10 protein-coding genes are annotated in these 13,159 nt (G+C 62.6%); 5 read left to right on the top strand and 5 right to left on the bottom strand.

Annotated elements, in window-relative coordinates; all coding sequences use genetic code 11:
* Positions 1-11 precede the first annotated feature (11 nt).
* The 5 genes from JKL48_RS11730 to JKL48_RS11710 all read left to right on the top strand — a co-directional run bounded on the left by JKL48_RS11730 (position 12) and on the right by JKL48_RS11710 (position 4,741).
* Positions 12-1,268: a TolC family protein gene (locus tag JKL48_RS11730; RefSeq protein WP_201982597.1), complete on the top strand. Its 1,257-nt coding sequence runs from the start codon at positions 12-14 to the stop codon at positions 1,266-1,268.
* Complete coding sequence (locus JKL48_RS11725; RefSeq protein WP_201982595.1) at positions 1,246-2,649, top strand: efflux RND transporter periplasmic adaptor subunit; 1,404 nt, start codon at positions 1,246-1,248, stop codon at positions 2,647-2,649. The genes JKL48_RS11730 and JKL48_RS11725 overlap by 23 nt, the downstream gene beginning before the upstream one ends.
* Positions 2,642-4,030, top strand: a complete 1,389-nt coding sequence (locus JKL48_RS11720) for an efflux RND transporter periplasmic adaptor subunit (RefSeq protein ID WP_201982593.1) — start codon at positions 2,642-2,644, stop codon at positions 4,028-4,030. Before JKL48_RS11725 ends, JKL48_RS11720 begins: the two co-directional genes overlap by 8 nt.
* Positions 4,031-4,103: 73 nt before the next feature.
* A complete protein-coding gene (locus tag JKL48_RS11715) occupies positions 4,104-4,358 on the top strand; it encodes a heavy metal-binding domain-containing protein (RefSeq protein ID WP_198070561.1) in 255 nt (84 codons plus the stop codon).
* Between the two features lie 56 nt (positions 4,359-4,414).
* Complete coding sequence (locus JKL48_RS11710; RefSeq protein ID WP_201982591.1) at positions 4,415-4,741, top strand: four-helix bundle copper-binding protein; 327 nt, start codon at positions 4,415-4,417, stop codon at positions 4,739-4,741.
* A gap of 298 nt (positions 4,742-5,039) precedes the next feature.
* Here the strand turns inward: JKL48_RS11710 and JKL48_RS11705 are convergent, their stop codons facing one another.
* The 5 genes from JKL48_RS11705 to JKL48_RS11685 form a co-directional block, all read right to left on the bottom strand.
* On the bottom strand, positions 5,040-7,115 hold the full coding sequence (locus JKL48_RS11705; RefSeq protein ID WP_201982590.1) for a toprim domain-containing protein: 2,076 nt from the start codon (positions 7,113-7,115) through the stop codon (positions 5,040-5,042).
* A gap of 103 nt (positions 7,116-7,218) precedes the next feature.
* Positions 7,219-9,429 (bottom strand): DUF3945 domain-containing protein, encoded by a 2,211-nt coding sequence (locus JKL48_RS11700; RefSeq protein ID WP_201982589.1) that lies wholly within the window; start codon positions 9,427-9,429, stop codon positions 7,219-7,221.
* A 222-nt stretch (positions 9,430-9,651) separates the two neighbouring features.
* Positions 9,652-11,661: a conjugal transfer protein MobC gene (mobC, locus tag JKL48_RS11695; protein WP_201982588.1), complete on the bottom strand. Its 2,010-nt coding sequence runs from the start codon at positions 11,659-11,661 to the stop codon at positions 9,652-9,654.
* A 135-nt stretch (positions 11,662-11,796) separates the two neighbouring features.
* Positions 11,797-12,561, bottom strand: a complete 765-nt coding sequence (locus tag JKL48_RS11690; protein WP_201982586.1) for a relaxase/mobilization nuclease domain-containing protein — start codon at positions 12,559-12,561, stop codon at positions 11,797-11,799.
* A gap of 104 nt (positions 12,562-12,665) precedes the next feature.
* Positions 12,666-12,989, bottom strand: a complete 324-nt coding sequence (locus tag JKL48_RS11685) for a plasmid mobilization protein (protein ID WP_201982584.1) — start codon at positions 12,987-12,989, stop codon at positions 12,666-12,668.
* Between the last annotated feature and the right edge of the window lie 170 nt (positions 12,990-13,159).

Raw genomic sequence — 13,159 nt, 5'->3', positions numbered from 1 at the left:
CCATGAGAATCATGAAGAAAGCATTCAACCTATTCTGGTTCCTCGCCCTGCTCACGTTGGCTACACGGCCCATTCAAGCGCAGCAGGTGCTGCCGCTGGACTCGGTGCTGCGGGCCGTGGAGGGCCGCAATCCGGCGTTGCGCCAGTACGGCTACCGCGCCCAGGCCAAGCAGGCCGCCGTGGCGGGGGCCCGCAGCTGGGAAGCGCCCAAGGTGAGCGCCGGCTACTGGATGACGCCCTACAATCAGCGGCCCATCAAGGAGATGAACAACGGCCAGGGCGAGGGCATGCAAATGGTGTCCGTGGAGCAGATGCTGCCCAACCCCGCCAAGCAGCGCGCCAAGCGCGAGTACCTGGCCGGCCAGGCCGCCGTGGACCAGGCCGACCAGACGGCCATGTTCAACCAGCTACGGGCCCAGGCCCGCAGCCTCTACTACGGCCGCGTCCTGCTGGAAAAGAAGCTCGGCGTCCTCGACCAAAGCATCGGCCTGCTGGAGTTCCTGCTCAAAATTGCGCAAGCCCGCTACCCCTACAACCAGAGCACGCTCGCCAGCATCTACCAGGCCCAGGCGCGGGTGGCCATGCACGGCAACGACCACCAGCAGCTCTACGGGCAGCTGCGCCAGAGCACCATTGCCCTCAACACCCTGATGGCCCGCGACCCGGAGGGCGAGTTTGCCGTGGACACCCTACTGCCCACCGCGTTTGCCGGACCCTACCCGGACACGGCCGCGCTGGCCCGCCGGCGCAGCGACGTGCGCAGCCTCGACCGCTCGCTGGCCGTGCTTCGGCTCAACCAGAACGTGGAAGCCAACCGCCGCCGGCCCGACTTTGGGGTGCGCTACGACCACATGAACGGCCTCGGCGTCACGCCCAACCAGTTCACCGTAATGGGCATGGTGTCCATCCCCATTGCCCCGTGGGCGTCCCGCGAGTACAAGGCCAACACCGCCGCTCTGGGCTACGAGGCGCAGGCCGTGCAGCAGCAGCGGGCCAGCCTGCTCACCGAAGCCGCCGGCCGCATCACCACCCTGCAATCGGACTTGCGCACCAAGCGCCAACAGGTCGAAAACTTTGAGAAGGGCATCCTGCCCGCCCTGCGCAAGAACTACCAGGTCACGCTGCTGGCCTACCAGCAGAATATGGCCCAGCTGCCGGCCGTGGTCGAAGCCCTCGAAACCTGGCTGCAGGCCCGCCTGCAGTACCTCGATACCCAAACCGAACTCCTAAACTTACACGTGCGCTATGACCAGGAACTGGAGCAATAAGCTGCGCTACGCGACGTGGTGCGTGCTGCTGCTCTCGCTGCTGGCCGGCTGCAAGGGCAAGTCCCATGGCCCGGCCGCGCAGGCCCCCGCGCAACCCGTGTCCACGGCTGCCGCTCAACTGTACACCTGCCCGATGCATCCGCAAATCGTGCGCGACGCCCCTGGCCAATGTCCTATCTGCGGCATGGACCTGGTGCCCAAGGCCAGCGGGGATAACCAGGTCGCCGCCGATACGGCCGGCGCGGGTTTAACCCATTTGGTTACCTCGCCCAACGGGTCCGTGGTGTCGGGTGTTGCTACGGTGCGACCTACCTCCGGGGCTGCAGCCGACACCCTCACCCTGCCCGGCGTGGTTGACTACGACCCGCGCCGGAGCCGGGCGGTGGCCGCCCGCGTGAGTGGCCGCATCGAGCGGCTGCGGGTCCGCTTCAACTATCAGCCCGTGCGCCGCGGCCAGACCCTGCTGGAGCTCTACAGCCCCGAGCTGGTGACGGCCGAGCAGGAGTACATCTTCCTGCTCGGTAATGACGCCGACAACCCGGTTTTGGTCAACGGTGCCCGGCAAAAGCTGCGGCTGCTGGGCCTGAGCGAAAGTCAATTGCGCGCCCTGGCCCGCACCCGCCGCCCCGACTACCGGGTAGCCGTGTTCAGCCCTTACGACGGGTACGTAGTGGAAAACACGGTGGCGGCATCATTCGCAACGCCGTCCTCATCCGGCATGGCCGAAGCCAGTGCCTCAGCGGACGGTGGTGACATGAGCAGCGCATCAGTGATGGGTTCAGGAGCCGAATCAGCAACTGCAACTGCTCCAACTGCTGCCCCCACCACCGGGCTAAAGCTACAGGAAGGCGGCTACGTGAGCACCGGGCAAACCCTGTTTCAGGTGATGAACACCGCACAGGTATGGGGCCTGTTTCAGCCCGGCCCCGGCGAAGTCGCGCAGCTGCGCCCCGGCCAGATGGTGCGGGTGCTTGTGGATGGCGACCCAACTCATCCCCTCACCGCCCGCGTGGAACTCGTCGAGCCCACCTACCGGGCCGGAGCCAGCACGCCGGCCGTACGCGTGTCCCTGCCCAATGCTCAGGGACTGCTGCGGCGCGGCACCCGACTCACGGCCCACGTAATCAGCTCGACGGATGACGGCTGGTGGCTGCCCAGCGCGGCCGTCGTGGACCTGGGCACCCGGCAGGTAGCCTTTGTGCGGCGCGGCCGAAACTTCGTGCCCATCACGGTGCAGGTGGGCCAGCGCACGGCCGCGCAAGTACTGGTACGGCAGGGCCTGACCGGCACGGAAGATGTGGCTGCCAATGGCCAATACTTGGTCGACAGCGAAAGCTTCCTGCAAACCTCGTCCACCACAAATTCCACTCTCCATGACTAGGCCACACCCATTTGCGCGTTGGGCCGGCCGCTGGCTGCTGGTGCTATTGGTGGCAATGAGCAGCGCGGCTTGCCAGAAAACCAAGCCCGCCAGCCCGGGGGCAGTGGGTGAGAAAGTATATTACACCTGCTCCATGCACCCACAAGTCCACGCGGAAGCCCCCGGCCCGTGTCCTATCTGCGGCATGGCCCTGATTGCAATAAAGTCGGCCCCGGCAGCCAGAAAGCCCGCCGCCAGCGCCGCCGTGTACACCTGCCCGATGCACCCGCAGGTACACCAAGCCAAACCCGGCCTCTGTCCCATCTGCGGCATGGACCTGGTGAAGCAGGCCGCTCAACTGCCCCCCGCGGGCAGCGCGTCGGCCAGCAGCGCGGACCTGACGCTAACCGCGCAACAGGTCTTATTGGGCAACATCCACGCGCAGGTCATCGGCACCCACCCTGCGGAAAGCCCCGCACCCACCGTGCTAACCGGCACCATCACCGCCGATGCTTTGCAAACTGAGAGCGTGAGCAGCCGGGTGACCGGGCGCATTGAACACTTGTACGTGCGCCAGACCGGACAGCTGTTGCATCGGGGCGCGCCCCTGTTTTCCGTATACAGCGAACAGCTGCAGGCCCTGCAGCAGGAGTACCTGCTGGCCCGGGCCCAAAGCCGCGAGCAGGGCGGGGCTTATCATCAATTTGCCGAGGCCGCGGGCCAGAAGCTACGGCTGCTAGGTATGACAACTGGCCAACTGCAGCAACTGGCCGCCCAGGGCCGGCCCAACCCGGTAGTCACGTATTTCAGCCCGACCACCGGCACCGTGCAAACCCTCGACGTGGTGCAGGGCCAGTACGTAACCGAGGGCAGCCCGCTGGTCACGCTCACCAACCTGTCCACCGTGTGGGTCGAAGCACAGCTCTATCCACGGGACGTGGCCCGGCTGCCGTTGGGCAAGGCCGTCAGGGTGCAGGTGGCCGGGGAGTCCGGCTCGTTTCGGGGCAACGTCGTCTTTCTCAGCCCCGAGCTCAACGGTGGCAGCCAGGTTACGCTCGCCCGCATTCAGCTGGCCAACCCCAACGGCCGCCTGCTGCCGGGGGCGCAGGCCAACGTGCTGCTCGATGCCCCAACGACGGCATCCACCGCCCAAACCATGCTGCGCGTGCCCGTGGAAGCCCTGATTCGGGATGGGCAGGCCAGCTACCTCTGGACGCAGACCGGCGAGCGGCAGTACCGCCGCGTGCGGGTGAGCACGGGCGAGGGCTCGGCCAGCAGTGTACCCATCACAACGGGTCTGCGGGCTGGAGAAAAGGTGGTGGTGTCCGGGGCCTACCTGCTGCAAAGCGAGTACTCCCTGCGCCAGGGCGCCACCGACAGCATGAATGGCATGAGCATGTAGGCTTCCAATCCAAACCGTAATCCGTTGGGGGCCGCGGTCCGGCACCTGTTTTCAATCACCCCATTTTTATCCCATGAAAAAGCTTCTGTTTTTAGGCCTTGTGCTCACCAGCTTCGCCGCCACCACGGCCTGCTCCGATAATAAGGGCAGCGCCGAAACCACCACATCGGCCACTTCCACCGCCGCCTCGGATAGCACGGCCAAACCGGCTGGCAACCCCGGGCCGGGCGTGGCCGCCGAAACCTATACCTGCACCATGCACCCGGAGGTCATCGCCAACGAGCCCGGCAAGTGCCCCAAGTGCGGCATGGACCTGGTGAAAAAATAAAGACCTGGTCCACGCACTTTTTCATTTCATTTTTTACGCTCTTATTCTCCCAACCCATGAACAATCAACATCAGAATCTGCTCGACGCCCTCACTGCCTGCGTGGCCGCCTGCGAGTGGTGTGCCACCGCCTGCTTGCAGGAGCCCGACGTAAAAATGATGGTGCCCTGCATCAGCCTCGACCGCGACTGCGCCGACATCTGCGCCCTCACTGCCCGCTTGGTTGCCCGCGGCTCCGTTCACGGCCAGCACCTGCTGCGCGAATGCGCCGAAATCTGCAAGGCCTGCGGCGATGAGTGCGCCAAGCATTCGCACATGCAGCACTGCCAGGAATGCGCCGCCGCCTGCCGTCGTTGCGAGGAGGCTTGCCGCGCCGCTTTGTAATAAGCAGCCCTTACCTAACAGTGAAAAGGAGTGCCCGAACAAGTCTTGGGCACTCCTTTTTTTCTGCTGCCCAGTTGCTCCGTCGTGGCGGGTTATTGCCCCCAACCTTTCCCACAGCTACTTGCAGCGTCGTTGCGGGCGGTGGGGTAATTCAGGTAGTGTCAGCGGCACCACCCTTAGCTACTGGCCCTACTTCTACCACCGGTCACGTAGAGGACTATCTTGCCGGGTATAAAAAAGACGCCCCGTTATGGAGCGGCTAACTACGGGAAAGCCCGCATTGCCAGCGTTACCGGGCTTACAAGCGGGGACCAGGTCGGGGCTTTTGCAGCATTTGCTGCGTCTGGGCAGGCTGCTCCAATTGCTGCACGGCCTGGCGCAGCTGCTGCACGGCAGGATTATCTTTCAACCTGTCAAGCTTATCGACCACGGCCAGCACCTTCTCCACGTTTTCCCGGTTCAGGCCTTCCAGCGCCGGCTTGGTCAGAAGCTGCCGGCTGACCTCCTGCAAACGGGCCGCGTTCAGTGTGGCAGCGCTCTCACGCAGCTCCCGGGCCACCAGGCCCGCCGCTTCGATAAACGATTGCCGGGCCTGGTCGTGGGCGGGCGAGTCACTGGGCACCAGCTTGGGCCCGGCCTGCCGCAGCTGCTCCTGCGCGGCGGCAAGCTGCCGGCGCTCCATTGCATCCGGCACCGGCTCAATCACAGTGGCCCTGGGATTTAGCCGCAATGCATCCAGCGCGTCGCTGATGGCCGGCAGCTGCGGCGAATCCAGCCGGTAGCGCAGGGTAAGCTCCGTGGCAATTTCCCGGGGCGCATTGGTTTCCAGCTTAACGGCGTGGTCAATGGTGAGCCCGACCCTTTCGAGGTTCTCCCGCAGGGCGGGCAGCAGCGCGATGGCATCGCGGCTTTCCCGAAACTCGACTACAAGCAGCCGCTCACCCTGGTTGCGGGCTAGGACTTGGGCCTCGTGCAGCTGCGCAATTTTGCCCTGGCCTTCGATGGGTGGGTTGTCCCAGTGCTGCTGGCCAAAGCCGTACTGGTCCTCGTCGATGCCGCCCAGCTCGCGCTGCACCACCCGCTGCAGCTGGTCTTGCTTAAGGTCCTGATTCCAGTCCTTGCCCTGGCTTTTCACAATCTCCACGCGGTGGTCAAAGCACAACGTCTGGCTGGCTGCCTCATTAAAAGCCCCCAGCGCCTCCCGGCTCATCGGCACGTGAAACTGGTAGGTGTGGGCCCCCAGCTTGTTGGAGTGAATCAGTTCGTCGCGCAGGGTCTGGCTGCTGGCCGGATTGCCCGGCTCCCCGTTTTCCTGGGCGTACTGCCGGGTAGCCTGGTCATTGTAGCTTTTGAGGTGCTGGCTGAGCGCCTGCACGCCGGCCGGGTGGACGGCGGTGATTTCGACGGTCAGCAGGTGCTTGTGCTCCCGGACTACTTTCATTGGGTTTTGCTCGCTGGCCAGACCGGCCAGCAGCCGGGTATCGAAGTGGTGGCCCTGCGTATCGTTGTCAAAAGCGGCTCGGATGACCGGAATGCCTTCCTCGCTGAGCAGCCGCTTCAGCTCGAAAATCTTGTTCTGGGTGAGTGTGCCGGCCGTCGAGGCATATAGGGCGCTTTCACCGGGATGCAGCTGCGCGTAGGAAAGCGTATCGAGGGCCGATTCGCTTACGACCAGCACCGCCGCCGGCCGGCCCTCGGGCAGCTTGCTCAGCCACAGCGAGCGGGTGAACTGGCTTTCGGGAGCCTGACCTTTGAAGCCCTCCCCTTTCAGCTCCAGTCCCACTACGCGCCCCTCGTGGTAGGCCGGGAAAGCCGTATTGACGTAGGTCTTGGCCGGCAGGCCCTCTTTCTGCATCGTGTGAAACTGGTTGAGGATGCGGCCGGCGAACTGCGGGTTGGCAATCGTGCTTTTGGTAATACCGCGCCCTTCCAGATAGGCCGTGTTTTCGAGCGGCCGGCAGTGCTGGGTGTAGATGCTGTGGAATTTCTCCCCCGGCGCGGTTTCCACGATGGGTGGCAGGTCGAGCCGGGGGCGCTGCTCCTCGGGCAGGTTGAGGTAGGCGCGGAAGTGGTCGTTGACCGATTGCCAGAGGTTGCGGCCCGGCAGCGGGCCAAGGCCGGCGATGCGGTCGGAGCTGACCCGGTTTTTCATCCAGTCGATGACGCTGCCCTTGTCGCGGTCGTCCTGGGCGTTGAAATACATCCAGTCGCCGCCCCGGCCCTTGAAGACCACCAGCGTATCATCGCCCTCGAAAACGTGCCATTTGCCTTTGCCCAAATGCTCGCCTTTTTTGAGGTTGTAGCCGAAGTGGCTTAGCAGCTCGGGCAGCTCAACCTGCTCCTTAATCTTCTGGAAGGTGAGTTCATGTTCCATGGTAATGCGGATTAATTCGAAGGATGGAAGGCAGAAAAAAGAAGCCCGGAAGCGAGCTTCCGGGCTTTTGGAGTGAGGAAAAGTGGGTTTGGACCGGGCCGACCTAGTGGCGGGGGCCCCGGGTTTTCACCTGGGGCGCTTCGGTTTTGACCGGGGCCGGAGCCACGGTCTGGGTGGTGGCCTTCACCGTCTGCTCGGCTTTCGGCGCTTGGCGCTGGGCCAGCTCGTGGGCGGCGGGTATTACCTCGATGCAGGCCTTGGCGGCATTCACCTGCACGGTGCCGTCGAACTTTTGCCCGCCGCTGCCGCTGGCCATGTTGGCCAGCGCCACCACCTTGCCTTCGCGCAGGTCGTGGCTTTGTTCAGGGGTGAGCTTGACCCCGGCCACGGTGTCGTGCAGGGTCACCTTGCTTTCGGGCAGCACCACGACCTTGTTCATGGCCTTATCCACGGCCACGTAACCATTGAACTCGCGGCCCTGCTCGTCCTTGAGGCCCCGAATCAAGCCAGCGTTGCCTTCGGTTTCGAGGCGCTGGCGCTGCTCGGGCGTGAACGGCTGGCCGCCAATCTCGTTGGGAATAACCAGCTTTTCCTTGGGCAATTCCATTTTGAGCGTAGCCGTGCCGTCAGCCTCACGGTGGAGCACCATCTTACCCTCGAACTTCACGGGCTCCTGGCCTTCCTTGCCCTCTACCTGCATGGGCAAAAGGTCCGTTTTCTCGCCATTAAGCAACTTTTGCAGTTGCCCGCTGTCGGCTAACTCCGCCGTATTCAGGCCGAGGGAAGCCAGCACCTTTTGCGGCACTTCATCGGCTTTGAATAACGCAGGCTCCGACGACTGCGCGACGGTCTGACGGGTGGCATTGCCAATGACGGGTTCCGCCGCCACGCTGAGCGGCTTTTCATTCTGCGCTGGCGGGCCGGGCGAAAGCTCCGGCTGGGCCGCCCCGGCGTGCCGGGTCAGGCGCGCCTGCAAATCCTGGCGGGTTTTCTCGTAGTCGACTTCCAGATTCTGCCGGGTCTTCGGGCCGCCGTTCAGGTGGGCATAGAAGTTTTTCAGAAACGCCGATGCGGGGTTGCCACTCGTGTCGATGTCAAAGATGCTCTTGCCGTCACGGATGACCTGCTCAGTGGTTTTGCCCTGCTGCTGGGCCAGTAGCTGCACCCGCTGTTCGGCCGCCGCCTGCTGCACCTGCTCCGGGGTGGTGAGGGCGTGCTTGGGCACGGCCGAGAGCTGGGCGCTGAGCGCATCCCACTGCTTCACGCCGAAGGCTTCACGCACCTGCTTGCTGCGCTGCGGCTCGTAGTCATCATCGTAGCCCGCTTCCTGCCGCCGGGCCGTCGCCTGCTCGGGCTTCTCCACTACGGCCACGCCATTCCCAACTTGCCGAAACCCCTGCAGGGCCGCTTCGAGCTGGCCCAGCTTGTGCGACTCGGGGTCGTAGCTAACTGCGAAGCCGCCGCTGAGCTTGCCCGCCGGGTCGCGCTCCAGCTGCAAAGCGCCCACCGCCACGCCGGCTTCCTTTAGCTGGTCGAGGTAGGCGCGCATTTCCAGCAGCGGGGCCACCTCTTCGCCTTTCTGCTGCCAGGTAATGCGCAGCTCTCCGACCGGCTCCGCAGTGGCCGCAGCATCCGGGACGGGTGTAGAAACCAGGGGCGGCTGCTCGCTGCCTGGCCCCTCCCCTACCTGTTGTTGCCGCTCCGGTGCAGCGACACCTTCTGCTACTTCTGCCCGGGCCTCGTCTCGTAACGCATCCGCGTAGGTGGCCCGGCTTTCGTCCGGTCCTTGCTGCGCGCGGTTGGCCACCCCTTCCAGTTCCGCTTCTGCCTCGGCACGAACTGCCCCCCTAGTGGTGACCACCTCGCCAGCCAGTTCCTCGGCCCGCGTCGTCAATTCAGCTTGCTGGGCTGATTGTGGGGTTGCCTGGCCAAATACCAGCAACCGCTGCTCGGGTTCGGTTGCGCTGTAGCCCACGCGGCCCTGCTCGGTGATTTTCCAGTTATCGCCTACCTTTTCCAGCAGCGTGGGCTTTTCCATCACGAGAAACTTATCCTCCCGGCCGGGGAGGCGGTTGGTGGTAAAGGCCCGCATTAGGGCGTGGTCGAAGGCATTCAGCAGTCGGCCATCCGCGCCGGGGGCCGGCAGCAGCGCCGCCTGGTTGGGGTTGGCGGGATTAATCTGAATCTCATAGAGGGAGTGCCCGGCGGGCTGCCGCTGCAGGCTCTGCCCGCTGAGGTTGCCGTTGGAAGTCGGCACCGCACTCAGGTACCAGCGCTCCGGCGTGGGGGTATTCACTTCATCTTGCTCAGCCATAGGAGAAATGGGTAGGTGAATAAAAGCTGTCCTTCCGGCCGGCGCAGGCGCGACCGGCCCGGAATTCGACCCTGCAAACCTACCGGCCCCCACCAGGCCCTGGGAAGAAAGTTGACGAGTGGCCGGAATTGGGCCGTGAGGTGCCACCCGGACACACGAACGGCGCGCAGCCAGGGCGCAAACCCTGACTCCGCGCCGTCCAGTATTCCACCTGTCCAGGCCTTACTTTTCTGCTTTCTCCTTGATAAGGTGCCGCAGCGTGGGGTCTTGCCCGATGCGCAGCAGCTCCCGTGCGCACAGCTCCTTCACTTCAGTTTTCACGCGGTTAAAATTGGCCTTAATCATCTCTTCGGCCTCGTCCTTGCCCGTCGCCGGGTTTATAAAGCTGGTGATGTCGGGGATGGGTTGGTAGTTCTTGGCCTCGGCGGTCACCGCCTTCACGTCCACCTGAATCCGGGCGTGAAATACCTTCTGGTCGATTTCCTCGCCGAAGTTGTCGGCCACCGCGCCCACGAAGTTGCCCTGCGTGAGGTTGGCAATGGTGCTGGCCGGAATCATGCTATCCATCTGAGTCGAAAGGCTGGTGCTGGTTTCGCGCATATTAATGCTCAGACTCTGGCGCTGCTGCAGAATTTTGCCGAACCGTTCGCTCAGCCACTTGCCGCTGTTGCCCGACACCTGCCCGCTGAACACGTTGCCCACCGTGTTTTTGATGACTTCGGCCTCCTTCTGGCCGTAGTCGCGCTCCAGTTGCGAGAAGTCCTGAAAGCCCAGGCAGGTGCTCACTTTGTTACTGCGGGCCGTGGCAATGAGGTTGTCCAGCCCCTTAAAGTAGATGGTGGGCAACTCGTCGATGATGATGGACGATTTACGCTTACCCTTCTGGTTCACCAGCTTCACCAGCCGGGCGTTGTAGAGGCCCAGTGCCGCCCCGTAGATGGCTTGGCGCTCGGGATTGTTGCCCACGCACAAGACCTTGGGCTCCTCGTTGCTATTGATGTCGAGCGTAAAATCGTTGCCCGACATTACCCAGTAGAGCTGTGGCGAGGCCAGCCGGCCCAGCGGAATCCGCGCCGAAGCAATCTGGCCTTCCAGCTGCTCAATGGCATCCTTCTGAAACGCCGACACGAACGGCTTCACCAGATTCTCAATCTCGGGGTACGAAGCCAGCACCGGGAAAATCTCCTCGTAGTCGCGGCTCAGAAACTCGATGACATGGGGAAAGGTGCAGTATTTGCCTTTCTCAAACAGCTTCAAAAACCAAATAATGGCCGCTACAAAGTTGATGGGCGACTCCACGAAAAAGTCGCCCTGCTTCTGAATCCAGCTCTTGTTGAGGTTGAGCATGATGGTCGAGGCGCTTTCGTAGGCGTCCACGATGTCGGTCATCAGTTCGGGCAGCAGCGGGTTGCAGCGGTGACTCTTGCGAGGATTGTCGAAGTTGATGACGTAGAAGCCCACCGGCTTGTCAAACTTGTCCTGGTGGCGCAGCAGCGTGTTGTAGCAGATGCGGCTCAAATCGTCAAACTTGTAGTCGTAGATGTACATGCAGAAGCCCTTGGCCAAGTGCTGCCGGATGAACTCGTTGATAATGGCGAACGACTTGCCCGAGCCTGGCGTGCCCAGCACCATGGTAGCCCGAAACGGATTCACCACGTTCAGCCAGCCGTGGTGCTGCTTGCCGCGCAGCTGGTATTCGGTGCGCAGGTTCACCGAGTACTCGTTTTCCATCAGCCGCTCTTCCTGCGGGAAGCTTTCGTTGGCCTTGTTAAAGATGTCCTTCATCAGGTCGTTGTTAAACAACCTACTCAGCCAGGCCCCGGCGCTCAGCAGCAGCAGAAAGCCCGCCGACAGCAGCCCGGTATATAGCGCCGTTGTTAGCCCGGCCCCCAGCGCGAAGCTGCGCACGATATCCGACCCGAAAATCAGCGCCAACCCGATGACCGCGTAGCCCGCCACGGAAGCCCCTTTGAGCTTTTCATTGGCCCGCCCCCGCGTGCCGAGGCAGCTCAGCAGCAGGAACACCACGGATAGCGTCTTACTCACCCAACTGGCCTTAAACAGGAAGGTATTTTTGGTAAAGCTCTCCAGAATATGCTCGACCACGGCCGGTGTCCAGCCCATACTTTTGAAGTAGCCGAAGCAGTAATAGTAGATGTTAATGCCCATCAGCACAATGGCAAACAGGCGCATAAACTCCATGATTTTCCGCAGTCCTTTCTCGTCTTCCATTGATTGAAACGCTTGGTGAATCAAGCAACTTACCCCCGCCGGCAGCGCCCGGCGCGGATTATTTGACGAGCGGTCCAAAGTCAGCGGTGAGGTGCACGCCGGGCACACGAATGAACCGCCCTACCCGTCCGGCCGCTACCGGGCGGGCCCCTTCCGGCGGGGGCGCTTCGTCGGCTCGGGCCGACTGGGCTTCGGCAGTACGGCTGGCGTGTCCGTGGCGGGAGCACGCGCAACTTCCGGCCCTAGCGCCGCCTGCAACCCGGGCGCGGCCAATGCCTCGCGTAGCTGCGCTCCTTTATAGCCTACCTCCTGCCCCCGGACCGCCACGCCATTCAGTTCAAAACTCACACCCCGAAGTATGCCCCCCTTGTCGTGGGTATAGCGAACTCCAATCAGCTCTTTTTGCAATTGCAAAGCCAGCCATTCCTCCCCTCCCCTATCAGCCTGCGCGAGTAAGTGCTGCAACGCCCGGCTGACCTGCTCCCGCGCGGCCTCTTTCGTGGGGTCCAGCGCCCGCAGGCTGCGCCGCCGCTCGGGGATAGGGTCCATACCCAGCTCCTGGCTTATCTGCCGCGTAATGGCCGGCTGCCGGTAGAAGTTATTATCCGTCCGCAACGCCGGTCCTCCATCAATCGGCACCCTGTTCAGGTAGATGTGAACGTGCGCGTGCTTCTTATCCCGGTGCTCATAAACCACCACCTGATGCCGGTCAATGGGCGCACCAATCAGCTCACAATACCGCTGGGCGGCGGCCACTTTCTGCGCCTGGCTCACCACCTCCCCCGCCTTCCACGAGAGCACGGTGTGCCATACCGGCTTCTGAATCTTTTTGCTCTGCGCTGCCACCGCCCGCATATCCTGGGCCATCTCCCTGGGAGTACCCGGAATCAGATTAGCCACGACCAAAAGCGGGGCCTCCCCCGGCTCCTTGCCACGGCCCTGGCGCTGCCCCGCACCATAGGTTAGTGCCCCCTCGAAGTCATTGCCGGTGGTGGTCTTTGCAATCATACGAGGTACCCCCTAATAATAGCAAGTGCTTGTACTAACTGGGCCTCGTGAGAGCTAAATGACTTGCCAGCTTGCGCCAGTCGAGCTATCTGATTCAGGTTAGTACCGATACCTACTAGTTGCCGTCGCAGCTCCGGTGGGATATTTTCTTTGACCTCAACTCCCCGGCCCACGTCGCGCAGATAAGTCGACACTTTTTTGTAGCCGGCGAACTTTGCCTTTTCCTGCAAGTCCTTTTTCTCATCCGGGCTCACCCGCACATCGATACGCAAAGTACGGGCTGCGTCAATGGTATTCTCAGCTTGCTTCTCTGGTTCCATAATGATTCTGGGGACATTAGCTTTACCCAGGTTTGCTAAATCTACTTTAGAACTGCGAAACTCTAAATACTATACGCTAAACTAGCAAGCCAAGCCATGTGAGCCTGCGAACTTGGCGGTGTCATTGAATCGGGCAAACGAAGTTTGTCCGGACAATGACATGGCTTGCT

The organism is Hymenobacter rubidus, assembly GCF_016734815.1.
In the GTDB taxonomy this organism is placed as follows: domain Bacteria; phylum Bacteroidota; class Bacteroidia; order Cytophagales; family Hymenobacteraceae; genus Hymenobacter; species Hymenobacter rubidus.
The sequence above is the reverse complement of the archived record's forward strand: the minus strand, read 5'-3'. Positions and strand labels throughout refer to the sequence as shown.